The sequence below is a fragment of the Paenirhodobacter sp. CAU 1674 genome (assembly GCF_029222945.1).
In the GTDB taxonomy this organism is placed as follows: domain Bacteria; phylum Pseudomonadota; class Alphaproteobacteria; order Rhodobacterales; family Rhodobacteraceae; genus Rhodobacter.
Map to the genome: position 1 here is coordinate 12779 of NZ_JARHUH010000012.1, position 21717 is coordinate 34495.

Below are 21717 nucleotides of genomic sequence, written 5' to 3' on the forward strand. Positions count from 1 at the left end.
ATTCCATATCAGTTTCACTATTTAAATTTGTGAAACTGATATGGAACAAGCGCCATGACCAAGGTTGTCGTCCCATTTCCGAAAGGCCAGCGACTGCGTTCGCCGTTAGCGCAGTTCTTCCGTGTCGGAGACTCTCACAACAAGTTTGCCGAGATGTACGCGTCCGGGGGGCTGCCTGCTTCTCGAGTTGTCTTTGACGCCGCACGCCTCAACCGACAGACTGCTCTAGCGAAAGAGTTAAAAGTTGAAGGTGTTGAGATCACGATCGACACCGGAGCGGCCGAACTGTCGAGCTTGGCGCGACATAGGACGTTTGTGCGTAACTCCCCATGGTTGGTCGAGGCTCCGATGTCTCCCTTGGGGCCGGACGCATTTACTACAGAGGTCATCGAGCGCATCGCGGAAATGGTGGTTGCGGTCGGTGCGGATCGCGTGCTGGCTCCGAGTCACTTCTTGGGCGATCCGAAATTTGACGGATGGCTCAAGGTCGATGCGGCTGCGTGTTCGGCCCTCCGATTGGCGCTTGATCGTTTGGGGGGAGGCCAGGTCCGGATCGACTACCCGGTTATACAAAGCGTTCAAGGATTGGTGGATCCCGCGTCGCGGAAGGCGCTTGCCGAGACCCTTTCGATCCTTCCCGTCGATGCGATTTGGATGCGCCTTTCCGGTCTCGGGAAGGAGCCAGGTCCGCAAAAGGTTCGGTCTTTGATACGGATGCTCAGCGGTTTCCACAATATGGGGAAGCCTGTCATTTTGGACTACTGTTCTGGTTTGAACGCGGAGGCTACCGAAGCATTCGGTGTGGCTTCTGGCTCCGCGAGCGGAATTCTCGAGTTGGACCAGTTCAACGCACGTGATTGGCACAAACCCCCAGAAGAGCCCGATCCCGATGCGCAGTTCGGTCGGCGTAGCATTGTTCAGGTACCGGGTCTTGGTCGGGGCTTTTATGCACACGAGTTTGAATTGCTAGCCAAGTCTCGCGGTGGCCGGAAGCTGCTTCTTCAAAGCGAGTTCGTTTCCGTTTCCAGTGTCGAGGAAATGGTAAGAACTCGAAAGCAGGTACAGGCACTTCACTTGGTGCGCTCACAAGAAGCGCTTCAGTCTGTACCGGACCTCAACCGAGCAGGGCATTTTTTGTCAAAGACGATGGCGGATGCCGAGCGCAGGGCAAAAGATGTCAGCTTCCTCAAGCCCACTGAAGCTCAAGCCCAGGCGGCGGGTGTCGACTTGCCAAGTCTGCTCAAGCGGACCAGAGGACACGCAGAGACGATGGGCAAGGTTGCAGACGCGCTTGAAAAGCTCCATGAGGAGCGCGGAACAGAGTCACCGCGAGTTCGGGCTTGCGACTTCAATGTCGATATTGCCCTGCGTCGTGGCGATCAGAGGTAAGAAATGCAAAGTGCAGTGTCACGCTACATAGGCGAACTCGCCGACATCGGGGGCCTTAAAGGAACCGATATCGCAAATATTACGGATGTCTCCAAAGCTACGGTGTCGCGTTGGAAGGCTGGTGATATCAAACCGCAACCAAAGAACGAACTGATTCTGTCCGACCTCTATTACGTCGTCGGCCGTCTCAATGAATACTACACGCCGGACGAGGTTCGCGCCTGGTTGTACGCGCGGCACCCGCAACTTGGCGGCGAGCGCGCCATGGATCTTATTCATAATGATCGCTCGCTCGAGGTTCTGGCCGTTATCGACCGGCTGGACAATGATGTTTATGTGTAGGTTCGATGAATGGTTAAAGCTCGACGCGACAACCGGCTGATCGACGCGATTGAGGCAATCGAGCCAGTCGTTTTTGAGGGCAATGTTTGGCGCTTGGTTCGTGACGGACGAGACCCGCTGTTGTGCAGCGCGTCGGGAGGTCGGTGGGACGACGGAACCTTCGATGTGCTCTATACCTCAACGTCTCGGTCGGGCGCTCTGGAAGAGATGCGCTTTCATTTGATGCGCGGCCAACCGATTATGCCGAGTAAAGTTAAGTACCGCATGTTCGAGATCGAACTTCTACTTGAACGGGCGCTGCGATTTTTGGATCTTGACGCGCTTTCCGACGTTGGGTTGAACACGGAGACGTTCGGTCGTCTTTCCTATGAGCAAAAGAACGACGAATATCCTCGTACTCAGGAGATTGGTGAAGTCGCACACTTCCTAGATTTCGATGGCCTGATTGTCCCATCAGCTCGATCCGACACAAACAACGCTGTTGTGTTCTGCGACAAGGTAAGATCGCTGCCCGAGTCCACTCTCAGGGATCACGGCCTCGTGGACTGGGAAAAATGATCCAACTCGATAAAGAGCTTAACCTTCTTGGCTGACAAATTGGGTATGAGGGTTTCGATTAGCTATCCCTGCTTGCAAAGATAGATGTTACATAAAACGAATTATCGGATTTTTGATAAGTTGTTGTTTTCGTGCAATTTTTATTCAATCCAGTCGAGTTTCAACCAGTATCGCGTATGCCGCCGCTCGCCGGTTCGAGCGAGCACGCCCTTCTCGACCAGATCCTGCAGATCGCGGGTCGCGGTCGCGCGTGAGGTTCCGGTGATCTTGAGATAGTTGTCGGCGCTGAGGCCGCCTTTGAAGCCGCCAGGGCCTTCCTGAAACATTCGAGCGATGGCCTTGGCCTGGCGTTCGTTCAAGTGGTCTCTGTGACGATCGTAGAAGTGTGCCTTGCTGATGAAGAAGCCTACGCGGTCGAGTGTTGCCTGTTGGGCCTTCAAGACAACTTCTGCGAACCAGACGAGCCAATCGGTCACGTCGAGCGTTTTTTGATGCTGCTCAAGCTGATCGTAGTATCCCTTGCGCTCCTTCTCGATGGTGAAGGCGAGCGAGATGAGGGTCGGCTGGCCAATGTTCTGCGCCAGCGACTTTTCAGCGAGGGCGCGACCCAATCGGCCGTTGCCGTCTTCGAATGGGTGGATGCTCTCGAAATAGAGGTGGCTTAGCCCTGCGCGCGTCAGCGCTGGAAGCGGCTCTGCTCCCCCCGGCCCGGTCTTGTTGAACCAATCCGCGTATCGCTCCATCTCAGGCATGACCCGCTCTGAAGGCGGCGCTTCGAAATGGATCGTGGGCCGGTCAAGGCGGCCGGAAACGATTTGCATCGCCTCGGCGTGTTGTCGGTAGGCCCCGATGGTTTCCAACCGACGGTCATGGGACAGGAGCATCCGATGCCAGCGGTACAGCGTCTCGTGGCTCAGCGGGTCCGCAAAACTGGAATAGACGTCGACCATCATTTCCGCGACGCCCTGTTCGCGCGGTTTGGCAGGGTAGCTGTCCGGATCGAGGCCCAGATGGCGGCGTAACGACGACTGGACACTGAGCCGATCGAGGATTTCACCCTCGATGGCGCTCGTCTGCATCGCTTCTTCGCTGAGCAGTTCGATGCGGAGTTGCTCGCGTTCCGGCTGGCTGACATGATGGACCGCGCCGAAGATTTCTCCGGACGACAGCAGGAACGTCTGCTCAAACGGCTCGAGAGCAGAGGCGTCATACCGGAAATCCGGCCAATCAGGCAGCGTCCAGTTCCAAGCCATGAGTTATAGACATCCTTTCTATAACTCATATCTAGATCACTTTTGAGGCATAGAAGTCAACTCTATCGCTCAAAGGACCTGCGGGATGGGGTGACCCACAAACCGACGCGAGGTCTTGAGCTAGGCCTTTTCAAGGTGCGTCAGATCTTGCTGACGCGATCTGGGGATCTTCGGATCGACAGGGATCTGTTCCGGCGCTCGAATGAATGGTTCATAGCGAACGTCCGCCATGGCGCCGTCGAACCAGGCAGGCTGCACGTCACCATTGTTCCATTGGTAAAGGTAGCCAACCAGATTTTCAGATGTCTTGCAGAGGATGCGCATGATCGGTTCGCCAGTCAGGCGGGGCTTCGTGTTCATAATGCGTTCCTCCAAAATGGACCTCGTAACTCATCACCACTGAGGTCTGAAATTCTATATGACGCTCATTAGCGCCACGCTCTCCGCAACTGCAAGGCGAGCTTCCGCCGTTGGGCGAAAATCCACCGGAGAAATGCAAGTTATCTTTTCAGATAGGTCTCTTACGGTGTGTGCTGCTCATGCGGCGATGCAGCGGGAACAGCAATTTCTTCCAAGATTTTGTCGATCTCGCCCCATATGCGTGGTTCCACTTGGCCGCGGATCAGAGCCCATTTACTCAAGACGTTGAGGGGGTCGTGGTCCCGGAGGAGGACACCTAGGCTGGCCGCATCGACTGCTAGAGATGTACGGGCCTGCCACTGCGTGTTTCGAGTGCGTCGCTCCTCCGCGACTGGGGCGAAGACCGGCGATAGTTGCCAGCCTTTGACTGCACGGCGCAGGGCGGCACGCACCACATGTGCTGGCTCAACACCACAAGTCTCCAGCGCTGCTTCCTGTCGTTCGAGTGCGTTGACCCTGATGTCGATCTTCCGGGTCGGGCTCAAAGCGCGCGCCGATACGGGAGCTCTCAGGCTGGTATGCGGGTCAGAGCTTTCCGCGGTGACTTGGTGCGGCGCCACGGCACCTTCCGGGACACGCTCTGACTCGTGCGGATCAGCGTCAACGTCAGCGGCTGGGGTCCCAGTCTTTGTTGCTGTGACCTGTGCCTCATCTTCCTTCCCGGGAATCTCGCGGTCACCCTGTCGCAGGGTGGCGGCATAGGCTGGGTCGGGCCTAGTGATGGTCGGGATCTTCTTGCGCAATCGACTGTCCTCACGCAGCAAGAATGTTGTTGAGGATGTCCGTCGCCTCCTCGAGCGCCTCGACGACATGACGTACATGTGGACGCATCAGAGGGTTTGGATCGGTTTGCTTTTCCAGCGCCAAGGCGTGGAGAAGCCCCTTCTGGTCCATCTCCTTGTAAGTGTTTCGTCGCATCATGACGGTCTCAATCACCGGAAAACGGGTGAGCGCTTCTTCAATCAGGGCGGCGTCAGCACGGGTTGTTTTCGGGTCGACCAGGTTGAGGACGACGTGGTGGCGCGGAAGGCTGGAGGGGTCGTCAACACGGGATTTCAGTTTCTCAAACCAATCAGAAGTCTGCGCTCCGACATCGAAATCAGACGTTGACAGCATGACGGGCGTCACAATGTGGTCCGCAAGCACCGCGATGCCGTCTGACCATTCGGCCCCGACCCCTGCGGTATCGATGAAGATGAAGTCTGCCGTGCCTGCCATGTAGACCTGATCGATCTGATCCTCGACACCCGCCACGCTTTCGACGGTGGCCGAACAGAGAAGCGGCGAACTCAGCCCACCGGCTTCCGCCCGAGCATGCCAGGCCCCGAGTACCCTCGTGCTGTCCGTGTCGATCAACATCACTCTGCGTCCGGCGGCGATCGCGGCGCTGATCAAGGCGCGCGAAAGCGTCGTTTTTCCACTGCCCCCTTTCCGGGCCATCGCTGCGATCACCACAAGATTTTCGTTCGGCATTCTGATCCTCCGCAAAAATAGTGAATCGCAACGATAATACCAAAATGTCGCTAAGCGCATGAGGCGGAGGGGTCAAGCAGAAGTCGGGATGCGACCCGCGTCTGGCATGCTGCGGGCGGCGTTTTGCGATAACCGTGCAACGTCTGCCGTGGCGCCTTCAGCATTCGTCGCGGGGCACGACACACCCTCCAAATGTCGGGATGCGCTTGGCGATGTGCTGCGGACGGAATGCAGGTGACGGATAGCGCGCTCCAGACGCCGGGAGGCAGCCTCGCGTATGTCGTTCTGCGGGTGACGCGAGACGGTCAGCACGCGGCAAAACCCGTCTTGCGGGGTGCAAGAGACGGGGCGCGAAAGACGCGATGCGCGATGCGGAGACCGCATCGCGTGGTGCAATGAGCGCGAAGCGCGATCCATTTGACAAGGGACGGGAAATCGCCCCTGCAGGGCAATTTTCTACATTGAGTACAAGCCCTTATGGCCGACGCCACTTGCGTTGGGAGTCGGCGGGCTTGTACGAAGTTGGCAAGAAATAGGAACGTTAACTTCAAAATGCCCCGCCGCCGCAGACTGTCAAAGATCGAGCGATCGACCATCGCCCAGGACCGCCGGAACGGCGTCTCCGCGGCGTCGTTGGCAGCCCACTACGATGTCAGCCTTAAGACGATCTACAACGTGGTGAACCACTGGGGTGAGCGTCAGACAGCGAACGGCAGCCGATCGCGGGTTGTGGGGATCCGGGTCTCGGACGACGACCTGCGCCGGTTCGACGCGGCGCTGTCGCGGCGCGGGATTGTGCACCGCTCGGATGCCATGCGCCGCCTGATGCTGGCGGCCGAAGGTGTCTTCCTGCCCGACGACGAGATGTGTGACGAGTTGCGTAACCTCGGCGCCGCGCTCAACCGGGTCGGCAACAACGTGAACCAGATCGCGCGACGTCTGAACGAGGCCAAGGTGCGGGGCGAGAGACTGTCCTACCCGGCATCAAGTCACCGTGACGTCCGCGCCCTTGCGGGTCTGGTCTTCGATCTGGCCGACCAGGTCCAGGAGATGTCGCGTGCGCGGCGCAGCCTGCTGGACCTTGAGATCAGCTCTGCCCTGGCGGGCCTCGCCGAGAGGGATGAGAATGGCGCGGAGTGATCGGGCCCGGGGCATCGACCCGGCGCTCTTCGACCGCGGCTGGAGCCGGGTTTCGGGATCCTGGCAGGGGCTTTCCAGGGGCGCGCAGATGGTTCGGGCCGCGCGCGGCTATTCGCCAGCGATCTTCAAGGCGATCTCGAAAGGGGGCTGTCACACCGGAGCGCAGCTACGGGCGCAGCTCACATATCTCACGACGAAGTCGACCCATATCCTCGACAGCCGCGGCACCCATGACGGGAAGAAGCAGCTCTCGGAAGCCGAGATCAACCGAGTGGCGCGGCGGTTCGAGAACCAGTGGAACGAGCGCCACAGCCCCAAGCTCGGCCACACATCGCATCTGCTGATGGCATTCCCGGTTGGAACGAGCGGCGACGAAGTGCGCGATATCACCCAGGCGGTCTGCGAGAAGTTCTTTCAAGGTGAGGGGTCGCAATTCGACTATATTGCTGCAATACACCAAGATCGCGCGCATCCACATGCGCATATCGTTCTGAACCGCCGCAGCAAGGATGGCGAAATGTTCTTTCTCGGGAAGGATCATCACTTCAACTACGACGCCTTTCGCGAGGCGATGGTCGAGGCGGCCCAAGTTCATGGGATCCGCCTTGAGGCGACGCGCCGTCTGGATCGCGGCGTCACGACCTACCGCGCCGAGATCGATGAAATCTACAAGGCCCGCGACGAAGGCCGCGATCCAGTCGAGCGCCAGAGAACCGGCGCTGACCTGGCGGCCGCTTTGGAAACTGTCCGACAGAATGCCCTGATCTATCGCGGACTCGCGGCGGAGGCGTCACGCTCGAATTTCGAAGACGTGGCCGAAGCGCTCGAGAGGGCCAGCACCATCCTTGCCAGTGGCGGTCAGATTCAATCTGACGGAGCCATCTACATGTCCCAAGACGAAGCAGCGTTCGACACGCTGATCACCGAGTTTTCTCAGAACATTCGCCAGATCGAGGCGGCGATCGACAGGGCGCCGGCGGCCGAGAGGCCGGTGATCGAGCGCAAGCTGACCGACGTTCTGGCCTCGGTCGCGCATTTGAACCCGCTTGGGGATCGCTCCGCCGCCCTGGTCGATGCTCCGTCCCGGGACGGCATCTATGCAATGCCGAACTTAAGTGAAGATCACCTCGCGCGTCTTGACGATGGCGAGGTGGCACCAAAACTGGCCGAGGCGTTGCAAGGCACAGGCATCGATGCCGAGGCTGTGGCCGCGCGCCTGCGGGAGGGGGCAGGCAATGCCGCATTGGAACGCCAGTGGCTGGCACAGGATCTTCAGGCGATTGCCAAAGAAGGTGGCCTCGATCTGGAGAAATCTGCGGACCGGGAAGAAGCGCTCGACCGGCTGGAAGCCACGCATGTTCGGTTGGGCGATGTTCTGACCGATGTACGCGTCCTGCGTGCGCCAACCGAGGTCGACGAGGTGGATGACGCTGAGGAAGTGCTCGGTGAGCGGTTGGCGGCACCAGGGGGTGATCTCGTGAAGGACGGGCCCGACATTTTTGCCCCATCGGAGCGGCAGGCGTTCAGGGCGCTGGTGGCGCAGTTCCGCCGGACGGATTTCGATCATCCGTTCTCCGACGACCCGTCTGTAAGGCGGGCCGGCGCCGTGGAGGTTGAAGAGGCCCGCGTCGCGTTCGGCGCCTATGCGCAGAGATCTCCGCAGCATGCCGAATTGGCCTCGATGGCTTGGGAACAGATGACTGACAGTCGAATGCCGCCGCAATATGCGGTATCGGCGCAGGACCGCACGCTTCATGCTGGCGACATGGACCTCGCCTTGCGGGATCCTTCGGATCATTTCGGTCCGATTACCGAAGAGCTCCGCACCCTCGCCCGCTATCGCACGGAGATGCCGGATGACGAGTTCGGGCAGGCCGTCCAGGACGAAATCAATCACCTACGTTCGCTCGGTGCGTCGCGTGCCCATATCAGCGAGCGCAGTTTCGAGATCGAGGACCAGGCGCGACAGGACTACGCCGAGCGCCGGTATCTGGAAGAGACCGCGCCAACGGTCATGGCCTTTGTGCGAAACGCCGACGTCGAGGGCCCGCTCTCCGAGTCAGAGCAGCAGGACATCGTCCGGCAGATAAACGAGCGACTAAGCCCCGACGCAATCGACGCGCTGCGGGCCGGTAACGCGGACGTCCTCGACAAATTCACCCAGGATCCGCTGCGACAGCTGGAACTTGCCAAGACCTATCTCCAGAGCAGCGAGGTCACTGCGCACGGCCCGGCCATGGAGCGCGTTCTCGATGCATTGGCGGAAGAACAGATAGAGGCGCAGCGCGCACGCCACGCTGCGGCAGATGGCGAGAAGGGGATCACCCATGGATAAAGGCAAGATTGCCTTAGGAGTGTTGAGCCTCGTGCTGGTCGGTCTCGCCATGGGCTATGTCGTGGCGACCGGCTTTGTCATGTTCCGCTATGGGCTTTCTCCCACGCGTTTCGACGTCACCCTGCTTGCCCGCGAATATCGGGGTCTGTCTCAGTCCGCACCAAAAGACTTCCTCTGGGTGAACCTCATCCTTGGCGGCTTCGGCCTGGCATCGCTTATGCTGAGCGTCACGCTTCTGGGGGATGCATTGACCCGCTTCGGGACGACGCATTGGCAGACTCGCAGCGAGATGAAGAGGAACGGTTTCTTTGCCAAGCCTGGCGGCGGCTTCCTTCTGGGCAAGCTCGGCTCCCCGAAATCCAAGCGCCCGTTCCTAGTCTCAAAAACCTTCCCCCACGCGCTGATCGTGGCGCCGACAGGCCGGGGCAAGGGCGTGGGGTTCGTGATCCCGAACCTGCTGACCTACAAGGGCTCCGCGGTGGTGCTCGACGTGAAAGGCGAGAACTTCCGCGAGACCTCGCGCTTCCGCGCCAGCATGGGGGACAAGGTTTTCCGCTTCGCGCCGACCGACTGGGACCGACCGACGCATCGCTACAACCCGCTTGCGCGCATCGCGGCCATGACCAACCCCGACCGACAGCAGATGGAGCTGAAACTCACCGCGAAGCTCTTCCTGCAGACCGACAATGAAAAGCTGAGCGGGCTTTTGGCCGGGGGTATCGACCTCTTCGTAGCGTCAGGTCTTCTGGCCTTCGAGCGCGGCGTGCCGACCATCGGCGAGATCTATCGCATCACAGCCTCGGGGGGCGACAAGCAGAAGGAATACCTGAAGCGTTCGCAGGAGGTGAAGAACACCTCGGCCAAACTGATCTTTGAGCGCATGGCTTCGACCAACAACGACACCCTCACGTCCTACCTCTCCCTCTTGATGACATCGGGTCTCGACACTTGGGACAACCGCGCGATCGACGCGGCCACCGCGACCTCTGACTTCTCGTTCCGGGACATCCGCCGCCGCCCGCATGCGATCTATCTTGTGGTCGAATCCGAGATGATCCGCCCGCTTGCCCCGCTGATCCGCCTCTTCTTTTCGGACCTGATTGCCTCGCTGCAAGCACAGGAACCCGGCGATGACGAGCCCTGGCCGGTGATGATCATGCTCGACGAGTTTGACCGGCTCGGGAAAATGCCAATCGTCGCCGAGAGCATCAAAACGCTGCGTTCCTTCGGCGGCAACCTCGCCATCGTGACCCAGACCATCCCCGCGCTGGACGAGATTTATGGCGAGAACACCCGCCGCTCCCTTCAGGGCGGCGCAGGTGTGAAGCTCTACCTCACCCCCTCCGAGCAGAAGACCATCGAGGAGCTGAGCCAGGCCGTCGGCAAGACCACCAAGCGTGTGGTGACCCGCTCCCGCGCTGTTGGACGCAATCCGTTCGAAGGACGCAGCGTCTCCGAGCGGACGGAGGACACGCCGCTCCTGACGGAAGACCAGGCCCGCCGCATGGATCTGGACGAGGTGATCCTCGTGATCGACGCGCAGATGCCGATCCGGGCGCGGCGGATCAAATACTTCGAAGACCCGGCCCTGAATTTGCTGCACGCGGGCCAGTCGGGGAGTTTCCCATATCCGGACGAAGATGGAATGCGGCGGGATCGGCAGATGTCTGAGACCCGGGAAACGGTAGAGAGGTTGAAGCAGGAACTGCAGGAAGTGCGGGCGGCTGCGGGACCGCGGGAAATCGGCCACAATGCGCCTAACGCATCGAAAACTGACCCTGTCAGCGCAGCGAAGGCCCGCGGCCGCGCGGCTCGTGCTGCTGCAAGCGGAGGTGGCCAAGGTCAACTAGCGCTGAATATTGAAGGATTGGGGATCACGAGCGCGGACCGAACGATGCTCGCTTCGGCAGTTCAGACGACAAGGGCGATTATTGCCGAGCACAGTTGAATGCTCTACAGCGGACCTTCGCGCAAGGCGCGGCGAATGACGGTTCCGAGCCCAACTTGACCAAATGCTGCGCCTCGCTCGAATGGCAGCGAAGCGCAGTTAGCGATCTATACAAAGTGGCGGAATCTGCCAGCCATGTGGCAATCCAAATGGGTGCGCCTTGCGCCTGGAACGCAAGTTTGCCACGTAGCCGTTTCACAAGATGAAGGATCAGGTCAGGAGCATTTGAACGGCACGAAAGTACTGGCCATGCCTTCGTTCATCGTCATGATCGTCAGCAGATTGGCCAACTCCAGTTCGGCCTCGGTGACCGGGCATACATCGGCGGGGGCTTGGCAGCCGCTGTCTATGAACGACTGATTCCGCGTCAGAAATTCTGTCCGCAGGCCGTCCAGCCCTTGAAACCCGAGCGCGGCGTCGACGGCTCTCTGGTAGAGAACACATTTCTGCTCACTCCAGGTCAAGCCTTCCAGATCCTGCGCCCTCACCGGAGGCGCGAGACAGAGCAGGACCACCGACAGGAGAAGCAAATGAAAGCGGCGATCAGTCATTGGGATAGGGATCGTAGGGTGGCAACACCACATTCGTGGTTGCAATGCGGGCCAGTTCGGCATGTGTGCTTTCCTGCGCATCCCTGTTCCGGGACGACCCTCTGATGTAGACCGTCATAAGAAGGGGTTTCCGGTTTGGCGGATAGATCGCCGCAATGGTCGCGGTTTCCCCTCTGGGGCCGGTGCCTGTCCGGTCGCCGACCGTCCAGCCAGATGGCACACCGGCCCGAATCCGCGCGCCTCCGGTCGTGTTCGCGATCATCCACGCCGCAAGCTGTTCCTTGCTTCGCGCTGACAGAATGTCGCCCAGCAATAACGTCTCCATGGTCTTCAGCATCTGTGACGGTGTGCTGCTGTCCCGTAGATCGCCGGGGGGCACATCGTTCATCTCGGTCTCGTAGCGATCAATCCGCGTCACTGGGTCGCCCATATTGCGCAACGTCGCAGTCAGGGCCTCGGGGCCACCGACACTGCGCAAAAGCAGGTTGGTCGCTGCGTTGTCGCTGCGCGTCATTGCGGCCTCGCAGAGGCTGCGCAGGCTCATGCTGCCGCCGACCGCCTCTTTTGCGACCGGGGACCACGCGACAATATCCGAGGATCGAACCGCGATCTGCCGGTCGAGCCTTTCCTGCCCCCGGTCCACGCGCTGAAGAACGGCCCCCGCAAGCAGCAACTTGAAGGTGCTGTTGAGCGGGTAGGTCGAGGTTTCGTCCCATCCGCTCGCACGGCCAGTCTCCGTGTCCAGCACCGAAACGCCGAGACCGCCATCGACTTGCAGGCAGATGACCTCGAATGAGAAGCGCGGGATCAGCCCGTCATCGTAAGTCCGCGGTTGCCATTCGCGCGTTCCATAGGAGGCATTCTGGCCAGTTGCCATGGAGGCAAGCAAAGATGCCGCTCCGGCGACAAACGAGCGTCGGGACAGATTCTTCAAAATGGCTCTCCTCAAAAACCGGGGCTTATCGCGGCCCCTGAGTTGCGTGTATTTATCGGGCGTTTATCTCGGCGATCATTGCCTGACCAATCTCTGAAACCACCTGATTGCGAAGGGCAAAATCGGCATCACTTTCGGTAATATAGATCGCCGCAAAGTAGTGAACACCAGCCTCAGGCTGAATGAACGCAATGATTGCGCGAGAGCCATTGCCTCCGGCCCCAGTTTTGTCGCCAATCACCCAGCCGTCAGGAAGGTGGGCCCGGATCAGCGTGTCCGCCACTGCGTCGTCAATCATCCACTGGCGCAGTTGTGCCGCAGAAGCGGGCGTCAAAACGTCCCCCAGAAGCAACGTTTCCAATGTGTTCAGGATGGCCGAGGGTGTAGATGTATCCCGTGGATCCCCGACTGCCCCCTCGTTCAGAGCGGTTTCCCAGCGATCAAGGCGTGTGGTCTCATCTCCGATGCCGCGCAGGAAGGTGGTAAGCCCCTCAGGCCCCCCCACAGCTTCAAGCAACAGGTTACCCGCAGTGTTGTCGCTGAGAGTCACTGTCGCTTCACAAAGTTCACTTACTGTCAGGCCATCATCCAAATGTTCCTCGGTCACCGGGGAATAAGTCACCAGATCATCTGCTGTGTAGGTTATGCGGCGATCCAGGTTTTCCTGACCCGCATCCACACGCGCCAGAACTGCGCCGCACAGGAGAGATTTGAACGTGCTCGACATCGGAAATCTTTCATCTGCACGCATCGCGATTTCCCAATCGGAGGACGCGTCACGCAGAACTACCCCGATACGCGCGTCCAGACGCTCCTCCCAGGCGGAGACTGTCGCCTGCAGGTCCTGCGCCAACAACGGTGTCGCAGTCCCCGCGATCAAAGCCGCGCTCAGGAGTGCTCGAACATATGCCTTCATGGTCTTCCATTCTTCTTTGTGATGGACACAAAATCTCAACCCTTCAGGTGGGCGGAAAGGGCAGCTCACTTCGGTTTCGGAGAGGATGTGTCGGTCTGTTTTTCCTGAACTGGCATTGATCCAGTTCATGGCGGCGGCACTAATTCCTTTTTATTCGGCCCGCAAACGACTAATTCTTAGGTGCCGCATTAGAAAAAGTAATATCAATGGATCGTCCAAACATCCCACTCAACGCGCTGCGCAGCTTTGAGGCCGCTGCTCGTCAGGGCAGTTTCACCAATGCCGCCATAGAGCTTTGCGTGACCCAGGCGGCTATCAGTCATCAGATCTTGCGTCTGGAATATCAGCTTGGTGCAAAGCTGTTTCACCGGACGTCCAAAGGATTGCTGCTCACCCCGGAAGGCGAGGCGTTGCTACCGGTCCTGACCGCCAGCCTTGATCGTATCAGCAGCGTTTTGGATCGGTTCACGGATGGTCGTTATCATGAAACGATCAATGTGGGCATTGTGACGACTTTTGCCGTCGGGTGGCTTGCGGAGCGTTTGGCTGAATTTGAGGAATCCCATCCGGGCATCAGCATTCGTCTTTTTACGAACAATAACCGGGCAGACATCGCCCGGGAGGGTCTTGATCTGGCGATCCGTTTCGGTACCGGGCGCTGGCCCGGGCTGACCATAAAGCCCCTGATGGAAACACCGCTGACCCCGATATGCGCACCATCTGTGGCGTCGACCCTAAAAGCGCCCGAAGCCTTGCTGAGCCAAAATCTGCTCAGGTCTTATCGCGCTGATGAATGGCCCATCTGGTTTAGAAAAGCAGGTATGGTGTCACCTTACATTGAAGGCCCGGTTTACGATTCTTCTGTCGCCATGGCAGAATTGGCGGCAAAAGGCTTAGGCGTGGCGCTTCTGCCCCATGCCATGTTTCAGGCGCAGCTATCTGAAGGCCGGCTGGTGCGCCCGTTCGACACGGAAGTAACAACCGGACGGTATTGGATCACCCGGCTTTCCAACAAAGAGCCGACAACCGCAGTTGCGGCATTTGAAGCCTGGATTTGCAGGGCAGCTCTGTAACCCCCAATCGCCTTATCAAAAAACGGTGAACCGTATTTCTGCTTCGGCTTCATCAACCAAGGTTCTTTGGACAACAGCGAATAACGTCTCCCCCTTCGTTTTGGGCTTGAGCATCATGCTACGTCATGCACAAAGGGCAGCTTCGAACCTGACTGCGGCCGTCGACGCCCGTATCATGAATGGCAGTTCAGTCCCGCATTGTGTGAGTTCATGCACAGTGCGGCGAAAGGCTGATTTCTCCTTTCTACTCTCGCAAACGTCTTGCCCGTTCCGCCATTCTGACCACCTGCGCGCTCGCCGTCGCCGCGGCGCTCTTTACTGCAGCAGGAGCGTGTACAGTTCCACGTCCAATCGCCTCACCCGTCGTGAGCGCCCCGATCCGCGACCTGCCCTGCACACCAGATGTGTTAGTCAGCCCTCGCAGTACCCCGGCGGACCCGCTGACGATCGCCGGTGCCGCCGCCACCATTAGGTTTCCCGAGATGCCGCGAACGATCAGGGGTGTTGCTGCTACAAATCCTTTGGCTAGGAAAACCATGACGAAGAACGGCACAAGCGATCCGATGTTGGTTGCCGAGTTCGGATCACCGAGCTGGGCCAGCAGCGAATTCGCCATGCCGACGACGGTCGAAAACATGGCTGCGATGACGATCGGGTAAAAGGCGTAGCTGATCGTCGTCGAGACCCATCTGTGGAAGAAATCCTTGGTTGCGTCGAAGAGCGACAGCGCGATCATGATCGGAGCGAGGCCCAGCATCAGGGTCAGCATCATCTTGGCGAAGATGAGGACGATGCCGGTCATGAAGCCGAGAAGGCTGAGGAGCACCAGGCCAATGCCGCCGAGGATCGCTCCGGTCATCCAGTTGAGGTTGTTGCCAATCGCGTTCAGATATGTCGCGAAGCGCTCGATCAGGTTGTCGAACTCTCCTGCGAAATGGGTTGCGCCTGCGCCACCCCCGCCGACGGACGACACCAGCGCGCCGGCGACATAGTCAAGGCCCCCGATCACGGCGTTGGATACCGCGTTGAAATTGGCCCAGTTGAAGGCGAACAAGCCGATCAGTGTCAGCTTAATGAGATACCAGAAGAAACTCGCTCCATCCATGCTGCGGAACTGGAAGGCCATGTTGATGCAAACACCAATCAGCGAAAGCGTGACCATTAGCAGGACAATCGTGCCGGTGTTGCTCGCCACGGCCCCGAACTGGGACTCGGCCGCATCGACAAGGAACGCGTCTGCCGTTTCGACCATCCAGCTGACGACGCTCATTACCAGTTGCCTTGTGCTTCACAGAGGTCCTGTACTGCGTGGCGCAGATCATTGCGCTGCTGCCTGATGTTGCGCTGCGCTGTTGTGTGTTCTGCAGCTGAGGCCATGAGGTACCTTTCGTTGAATTCTATCGCGGCACTTTCCCAGGATGGGAAGCGGATACCGCAGTTGCAGCTACTTGTCTCGACGATCTGTTCCCACGCTCGCAGTTCGTAAAGGTCCATCAGCGTCAGCGCCTTGTAAGCTTCACGCGGATTGACTTCGTCCATCCAGGTCGGGCGCGCCGGGCGATCGTTGCAGATCCGGTATTGCTGGGGCGACATATTGATCGTGAGATCGTTTGAGACCTGAGGCGAAGTCTGCGCCACAAGTGGGCCCGTAAGGGCGGCAAGCATGACTGCGAGGATTGGTTTTCGCATCTGGGGGGGTCCTTTTTTACTCAGCGGCCACGGAGGGGCTCTTGTTGCCTCTGCCGTCGACCATGTCGAGGTTCAAATCTGTGGTTTGTCCCGGGAGAAAGAACTCGGTGATCCCGCGCGCGCCTTCATGGCGGCCTGCCTGAATGATCACGTCGATCGAGCCCTCAATATAATCGATCATGTCGGCATAGGTCATCGGCACATCGGTTTTCAGGGCGGCGATGGCGAGGCGGCGAACAGCAAGTTGTGGGGTCTCGGCATGCAGTGTGGTCAGCGATCCACCGTGGCCGGTGTTGATCGCCTCGAGAAAGGTCATCGCCTCGCGGCCGCGGACCTCGCCCAACACGATCCGGTCGGGCCGCATGCGCAAGGTCGAGGCCAGTAGCACATCAGCGCTGCGGGCGTCGGTATCCCGGTCAGCGATCAGCGTCACGGCATTGGGCTGCTCGGGGCGCAGTTCTGCCGCCTCCTCAATGGTGATGATCCGCTCCTCGGGCGGGATCAGCGAAAGGATCTTGCGCGCCGCGACCGTCTTGCCGGTCGATGTACCGCCCGAAACGATCATGTTGAGCTTGTTCTCGACGCAGAAGCGCAGTGCGGCGTCGATGTCGCCGGAGGCAACCACATTGCGCAGCGCGGCGTTTCGTTCGCGCCGCAGACCTTCGAGGCTGCGCTCCTTTCCAAAGAGGAAGCCGAGCCGTATTGCCTCCAGCGGCAGAGAGGAGAAGAACCGCAACGATATTGAAAACCCGCCCTCGACTGCCGGCGGCTGGATCACCTGCGCGCGGATCGGGCGATCTCGATATAGGATCGAGACCGAGACAATGGGCTTCTTGGTGCTGAGCGTCGTCGAGGCGGCCGAGGCGATCTGGTTGCCGAGGTCCTTGATCTCGGTCTGGCTCAGCGGGCTGCCGAGACCTCGCATGAAGTGATCGCCCTGGAATTCGCCCCAGACTTGTCCGTCGGGATTGATGCAGATCTCGATCGTGTCGTCGCGCAGGACCTCGGGGCCGAAACGGTCGAGCGACGCTTCCAGATAACTTGCAGCCATGTCAAAAAATCTCGAGGTCACGATCAACCATGACCGTGATCCGTGTACCCTGATCGACATGTATCACTGGCCGGATCGCCAGATAGTCCTGCATCACGCTTTGCGTGCTATCGCGCAGGTCGGTGCCGACATCACTCGCAACATCGGCCGCCGCCTCGCTGTCGATTTGACCCGCTGCAGCCGCAGGCAGAGCGCCGATCAAGGAGATCAGCGCGGCGGAGCCGAAGCGTTGCGCGAAACGGGTGTCGACAAACCCGGTGGTGCCAGTACGGCCAAGTTCGTCTCCACCGAAGGCGCTGATCTGCACAGTCTGATTGTCGGGCAAGATGATCCGGTCCCATGCCACCATGACGCGCGATTGGGCAAGTGCGACATCGGAGCGGTAGCGCCCGATCAGCCGCGCGCCGCGCGGGATCAGGATACGGGTTCCATCGAACGAATGGAGGTCTTCCGAGACGATGGCGCGGATCGCGCCGGGCAGTGTGCTGTCGAGAGCCGTCTCTGTGACAGCCTGAATCATGGTGCCCTGAACAACCGTGTTCGATGGGTTCGCGATCACTTCGGCACGTGTCACCTGCGCAGGTTGTGCGCCCGAACGAACAAAGGCTTCATCTGCATTCAAACGTGCGGCTTCCAGCGTGTTCTCCCTATCCGCACCCGCGCCCATCCCGGAGAACGCGATCATAGGAGACGCGATACGCTCTGCGCGGGCCTCAGCTTCGGCTGCGCGCCGCCTTTCGAGTTCGGCCAGCCGCAATTCTTCTTCACTTGGTCCCAATGAGGTCGGCTCTGGTGGTGCAAGCCGTGCAAGTTCCAAGTCCATGCGGAGCTGATCCAATTCGCGGTCCCGCTCGGTCAGCTGCCGCTCGAGGGCACGCTGAGCCTCGGCGGATGCTTCCTGTAAGGTGGCAATTTGCGCCGTCAGGTCCGCAATCGCCTGCTCCGCCCCGCTATCCGCGGCCTCGGCCGGTCTTGCGCGCAGTTCCTCGAGTTCCGCTCTCAATGTCGCAAGACTTTCCATCAGCGCGAGTTCCGACTCGCTCGGACCTGTGTCCGCAGGCGGGGCTTGGCTGGGCTCCGGGGCAGAAATCGGCGCCAGATCTCCGAATCCGGGGCCGCTGCTCTGAAACTCTTCCGGCGCGGCGGTCGCCATTGGTGCTTCTGCCGACGGCTGTAGGGCAGCCCACGCCAGACCACCTGCTGCGGCGATGCCGACGACTCCAAGGATCGCGGCAAGCGGTGCAGGCCGCTTGTTTGCCTTCGCTTTGCCTGTCGAACCTTCGAGAGCCGCGAGGCGCGCGGCGAGGTCTTCCGTACCTTCGGTCATGATGTGGCCTGTCCTGCGTCCTGGACGCAAATCACCTCTTCGCCAAGGCGAAGGACCCATTGCCGGTTGACGCCGGACACGCGGATGACGCCGTCACTCAATGCCTGGCTGTTCACCGCGCGTTCCCTGCCGTTCGAATATCGGAAGATGGCGGGCACCGGCGCATTCCGTGCGAACCGGAAATACGTGAAGGTACCATCATCCCAGATGGCCGTCGGCGTGAACTCTTCTCGGGCACTGACCGCATAGTTCGCGTTCGGCGCATCGGCCGCAACCGCCCTGGTGGGTTGCACGCGGTTTTCAGGATAGCGGAACTGCACGACATAATGCGGCGTCTCCCGGGCTTCGACGACGTGGAAGTAGTAGGAGCGGCGGTTGGTGTAGACGGTGATGTTGGTGGCGACGCCAGATGCTGTTGGCTTGATGGCGAAGGCACGGCCACCCGGGACACCGTCGAATTGAAATCCGACCGTATCGCCGGCGATGATCGAACGGATGGTTTCACCCTCACCGAATTCGACCGTGGTGACGCGGGTCAGAGTCGTGACGACACGGTAAACCTGGCCTTCAGTCCAGGTCGCTACGCGCACGCGGTTGTCATGAGAACCTGGGCGGGGCGTGGTCTCGGCCAAGGCAGTCGATCCCGCGAACGTGAGAAAACTGGCGGCCAACAAGGTAAAGATTGGAGTGCTAGTCATTCGGAACGTTCCGATCGGATGGCATATTGGGTGACGGTGAAACCGAAAGGGTTTTGCCAGACATCGTCGATCGCGCGGGTCCGCTCGGGCCGGAATTCGAACATCAACGTGGCAGTGAACGATCCATCCTGTACCCCCTGAGGGCTGGTCAGGCGCTTTCTGAGCCGCACCTGGGCGCGGTTATCGCCAATAAGGGTGATCGATGCGATCTCGACAGCCATCTCGGCCGCAGCCCCGTAACGCGTCGGCGGATAGCTGTCCTGCCCCGATGTCCACATCGCGCGCATGCTGGCCTCGGCCGATCCGGAAGACTGTGCCAGGACACGGCGGACACGAAGATCGTTGTCGAGCTGGTTGTAGGTTTCGCGGTCGAAAATGTAGCGGTAGATTTGCGCTTCGATCACGGCAGGCCGTTCGGCGAGCGACACGGTTTCAACCGTGGCATTGGGGAGCGCCATCCCGGTCGCGGGATCGTAGGGCACAACCACGGGAGGCGGCGTCTCGACCATCAGCGCGACAGCCGCAGCCGTCAAACAGCCGAATACGCCGAAGCCTGCCCCGGAAATGCCGATCATCCGCCAAAGCTGTTCCCGGCGCAGGGCACCGTAGACAAGTTCCTCTTCCACGAGCTCGCGCGCAGTCATCACCCCTGCCCTACTCATGGCTCAAGGTCCGGCAAGGTGAAGTCCATGTAGCGGCGTTCTTCGGCAACGGTGGCGGCGTCAACCACGCCTGCATTGCCTGCGCCTAGGGTTTGGATCGCTTCCAGCTCCCACATCCGGGTCATGGCGATGGCGAGTTCCGCCGTGACGCGGGTGTTATGATCCATCGAGGCTTTGAGATCCTCCATGTCCGGGATCATCTCGACCAGACGTTCCACCCGTTCGAGAGACTGTTCCGCCTCTGCGTGGCTGTTCTGCGCCGCCGCCGACATCACAGCACCTGTGGTTGCCCGCGTGGCCACGCCTTCGGCGCCCGGATTGCCGCTGGTGGCGATCTCGCGGAGTGAATCCTCGTCGAACCCGGCGCTTGCCAGCGCCTGTTCCATCTGCGTGCGCATGGGCCCGGCATTGGGCCCGATGAGCGCGCTCCAATCGCCCGCCTGGATGCCTCGGATCAGGCCGGGGATGTCTTCGAAGTTGGCCTCAAGCAAGGTATCGAGGTCCCCGCCCATGGCAAGTCCGAGGATGCTGCGCGGCCCGGTGAGCGAGGCATACATCTCGTTCAGCTGATCGAGTTGGCTTTGCAGCATGTCCAGTTGCTCCAACGCATTGTCCAGAAGATCGGTCTGGATCCCGAAATCCTGCAGCATCTGCTGAAGCTGGCGGATTTCCTGGGCGATGTTCTGGGTGTCGACCGTGGGCACGCCCTGAGCGGTGACGGGCCCCGCGAGGGCGGTGGCCAGCGCGAGGGTCGCGGCGGTGGTGGTGAGGGAACGGTACAAGCGCCGGATCATCGCAATGTCTCCTGGGTGAAATCCATGAACTGCCGCTCGGCGGCTTGGGCTGCGGCCATGGCGAGTTGTTCCTCGCTCAGCGGCTGGGTATGGGCGGCCTTGATCCGGGTCCGGATCGCGACCAGTCGCGCAAGCTCGGCGCGCGCGTAGGTGTTGAGCGCGATGGCCTCGTGCAGATCTTCCGTCTCGCCGATGCGGGTGATGATGTCCTGAACGCGCAAAGCGGCCGCACGGACCGAGACCAGCGAATAATCCCCATAGACCCCCGCCCCATGGGCCGAGAGGCTGAAGCTCGCATTCGCGAGGAGCACCGGGTCGATCGTGCCGAGCGCATCGATGCCGCCGACGGCGGCGAGGTAGCTGTTGTACTGCTGCGGGATCACCACGACGTAGTGCTGCGTCTCCGCGAAGGGTGGCACGCCGCCATAGTTCTGCACGTTGCCCGGCCCGGCGTTATAGGCGGCGAGCGCATGGATAATGTTGCCATCGAACATGTTCAGCATTTGTGCGAGGTATCGCGCGCCGCCGGTGACCTGCAGCCAGGGGTCGTCGTAATAGGCCGGGTAGATCCCGAGATCGCCCGCCGTGCCGGGCATGATCTGGGTGAGCCCGAAGGCCCCCACGGGGGAGCGCGCGCCGATCTGAAATCGGCTTTCCTGCCAGATCAGCGCCTGCAGCAGGCAGCGCCACTGGACGAGCGACAGGCCAGCACGGCTCACGCCGGGCAGGCCATGGGTGTGGCGCGCCGCTCGGATGATCAGCTCCTCCACCCCTTCCCGGGCATCGCCGAACATCCGGGCTGCGGCCGGGTTGTTGTCCTCGGGCGCATAGAGGCTGGCGGCTGCGCTTTCGACATCACCAACCGCCCTCTGCCCCGCCTCGAGCCCGGCCACGGTGCCTGCGACATCGCCCGAGCCGAGGGACATGGCATCCATGAGCCCTTCGAGCGAGGCGAGTTGCTGGCGCTCGATCTCGGCCAGTTCCTCCTCCCGGCTTAGCCGGTCCCGCTGAAGTGCCACGTCGCGATCTGTCTGTTCGAGGATTGCCTGTCGTTCGGCAAACAGGCGCAGATCGAAGGTCGGCACGCCTTGGGCGGCCGCTGGCCCCGCCGTGGGACCAGCCAGCGCAAGGCTGACCATCGAGAGGGAAAGCCAGTTCCGCATG

At 60.3% G+C, this 21717-nt stretch carries 22 protein-coding genes; 7 read left to right on the forward strand and 15 right to left on the reverse strand.

Features of this window, described 5'->3' with window-relative positions:
- Positions 1-54 precede the first annotated feature (54 nt).
- From P2G62_RS15695 to P2G62_RS15705, 3 genes are read left to right on the forward strand one after another with little or no spacing between them, the layout of a single operon-like run.
- Positions 55-1389, forward strand: coding sequence for a hypothetical protein (locus tag P2G62_RS15695; RefSeq protein ID WP_038073763.1), 1335 nt, complete (start codon positions 55-57; stop codon positions 1387-1389).
- Between the two features lie 3 nt (positions 1390-1392).
- On the forward strand, positions 1393-1731 hold the full coding sequence (locus P2G62_RS15700) for an antitoxin Xre/MbcA/ParS toxin-binding domain-containing protein (RefSeq protein ID WP_038073762.1): 339 nt from the start codon (positions 1393-1395) through the stop codon (positions 1729-1731).
- 9 nt (positions 1732-1740) lie between these two features.
- Positions 1741-2289, forward strand: a complete 549-nt coding sequence (locus P2G62_RS15705) for an RES family NAD+ phosphorylase (RefSeq protein ID WP_038073761.1) — start codon at positions 1741-1743, stop codon at positions 2287-2289.
- 140 nt (positions 2290-2429) lie between these two features.
- Here the strand turns inward: P2G62_RS15705 and P2G62_RS15710 are convergent, their stop codons facing one another.
- The 4 genes from P2G62_RS15710 to P2G62_RS15725 form a co-directional block, all read right to left on the reverse strand.
- The gene (locus P2G62_RS15710) at positions 2430-3542 is read right to left on the reverse strand and encodes a Fic family protein (protein ID WP_275735862.1); all 1113 of its coding nucleotides are present in this window, start codon (positions 3540-3542) and stop codon (positions 2430-2432) included.
- Positions 3543-3662: 120 nt separating this feature from the next.
- Entirely contained in the window at positions 3663-3902 is a 240-nt protein-coding gene (locus P2G62_RS15715; RefSeq protein ID WP_275735863.1) for a hypothetical protein, read from the reverse strand.
- A 161-nt stretch (positions 3903-4063) separates the two neighbouring features.
- Positions 4064-4705 carry a hypothetical protein gene (locus P2G62_RS15720; RefSeq protein WP_275735864.1) on the reverse strand — a complete coding sequence of 214 codons (642 nt, stop codon included), beginning with the start codon at positions 4703-4705 and terminating at the stop codon, positions 4064-4066.
- Between the two features lie 10 nt (positions 4706-4715).
- Positions 4716-5435, reverse strand: coding sequence for a division plane positioning ATPase MipZ (locus P2G62_RS15725; RefSeq protein ID WP_275735865.1), 720 nt, complete (start codon positions 5433-5435; stop codon positions 4716-4718).
- Positions 5436-6068: 633 nt separating this feature from the next.
- On the opposite strand from P2G62_RS15725, the gene mobC reads away from it, so the two are divergent.
- Genes mobC through P2G62_RS15740 form a run of 3 tightly spaced genes read left to right on the forward strand, consistent with a single transcriptional unit; the run spans position 6069 to position 10858 of the window.
- A complete protein-coding gene (gene mobC, locus P2G62_RS15730; protein ID WP_275735866.1) occupies positions 6069-6575 on the forward strand; it encodes a plasmid mobilization relaxosome protein MobC in 507 nt (168 codons plus the stop codon).
- Entirely contained in the window at positions 6562-8910 is a 2349-nt protein-coding gene (locus P2G62_RS15735; protein WP_275735867.1) for a relaxase/mobilization nuclease domain-containing protein, read from the forward strand. Before mobC ends, P2G62_RS15735 begins: the two co-directional genes overlap by 14 nt.
- On the forward strand, positions 8903-10858 hold the full coding sequence (locus P2G62_RS15740; protein WP_275735868.1) for a type IV secretory system conjugative DNA transfer family protein: 1956 nt from the start codon (positions 8903-8905) through the stop codon (positions 10856-10858). The genes P2G62_RS15735 and P2G62_RS15740 overlap by 8 nt, the downstream gene beginning before the upstream one ends.
- Positions 10859-11073: 215 nt before the next feature.
- On the opposite strand, the gene P2G62_RS15745 is transcribed toward P2G62_RS15740, so the two are convergent.
- From P2G62_RS15745 to bla (P2G62_RS15755), 3 genes are read right to left on the reverse strand one after another with little or no spacing between them, the layout of a single operon-like run.
- A complete protein-coding gene (locus tag P2G62_RS15745; RefSeq protein ID WP_275735869.1) occupies positions 11074-11409 on the reverse strand; it encodes a hypothetical protein in 336 nt (111 codons plus the stop codon).
- Positions 11402-12343: a class A beta-lactamase gene (gene bla, locus P2G62_RS15750; RefSeq protein ID WP_275735870.1), complete on the reverse strand. Its 942-nt coding sequence runs from the start codon at positions 12341-12343 to the stop codon at positions 11402-11404. Before bla (P2G62_RS15750) ends, P2G62_RS15745 begins: the two co-directional genes overlap by 8 nt.
- Positions 12344-12395: 52 nt before the next feature.
- A complete protein-coding gene (gene bla, locus P2G62_RS15755) occupies positions 12396-13388 on the reverse strand; it encodes a class A beta-lactamase (protein WP_275735871.1) in 993 nt (330 codons plus the stop codon).
- Positions 13389-13465: 77 nt separating this feature from the next.
- Between bla (P2G62_RS15755) and P2G62_RS15760 the strand changes: the two genes are divergently transcribed.
- Positions 13466-14332, forward strand: a complete 867-nt coding sequence (locus P2G62_RS15760) for a LysR family transcriptional regulator (protein ID WP_275735872.1) — start codon at positions 13466-13468, stop codon at positions 14330-14332.
- 244 nt (positions 14333-14576) lie between these two features.
- On the opposite strand, the gene P2G62_RS15765 is transcribed toward P2G62_RS15760, so the two are convergent.
- From P2G62_RS15765 to P2G62_RS15800, 8 genes are read right to left on the reverse strand one after another with little or no spacing between them, the layout of a single operon-like run.
- Positions 14577-15602, reverse strand: coding sequence for a type IV secretion system protein (locus tag P2G62_RS15765; protein ID WP_275735873.1), 1026 nt, complete (start codon positions 15600-15602; stop codon positions 14577-14579).
- Positions 15602-16021 (reverse strand): hypothetical protein, encoded by a 420-nt coding sequence (locus P2G62_RS15770; RefSeq protein ID WP_078530641.1) that lies wholly within the window; start codon positions 16019-16021, stop codon positions 15602-15604. Before P2G62_RS15770 ends, P2G62_RS15765 begins: the two co-directional genes overlap by 1 nt.
- 16 nt (positions 16022-16037) lie before the next feature.
- The gene (locus P2G62_RS15775) at positions 16038-17072 is read right to left on the reverse strand and encodes an ATPase, T2SS/T4P/T4SS family (protein WP_275735874.1); all 1035 of its coding nucleotides are present in this window, start codon (positions 17070-17072) and stop codon (positions 16038-16040) included.
- Position 17073: 1 nt separating this feature from the next.
- Positions 17074-18399: a TrbI/VirB10 family protein gene (locus P2G62_RS15780; protein WP_272009197.1), complete on the reverse strand. Its 1326-nt coding sequence runs from the start codon at positions 18397-18399 to the stop codon at positions 17074-17076.
- Positions 18396-19097, reverse strand: a complete 702-nt coding sequence (locus tag P2G62_RS15785) for a TrbG/VirB9 family P-type conjugative transfer protein (protein ID WP_149917079.1) — start codon at positions 19095-19097, stop codon at positions 18396-18398. Before P2G62_RS15785 ends, P2G62_RS15780 begins: the two co-directional genes overlap by 4 nt.
- The gene (locus P2G62_RS15790) at positions 19094-19741 is read right to left on the reverse strand and encodes a type IV secretion system protein (protein WP_038069536.1); all 648 of its coding nucleotides are present in this window, start codon (positions 19739-19741) and stop codon (positions 19094-19096) included. Before P2G62_RS15790 ends, P2G62_RS15785 begins: the two co-directional genes overlap by 4 nt.
- A 14-nt stretch (positions 19742-19755) precedes the next feature.
- Positions 19756-20553: a type IV secretion system protein gene (locus P2G62_RS15795; protein WP_275735875.1), complete on the reverse strand. Its 798-nt coding sequence runs from the start codon at positions 20551-20553 to the stop codon at positions 19756-19758.
- Positions 20550-21716 (reverse strand): lytic transglycosylase domain-containing protein, encoded by a 1167-nt coding sequence (locus P2G62_RS15800; protein WP_275735876.1) that lies wholly within the window; start codon positions 21714-21716, stop codon positions 20550-20552. Before P2G62_RS15800 ends, P2G62_RS15795 begins: the two co-directional genes overlap by 4 nt.
- Between the last annotated feature and the right edge of the window lies 1 nt (position 21717).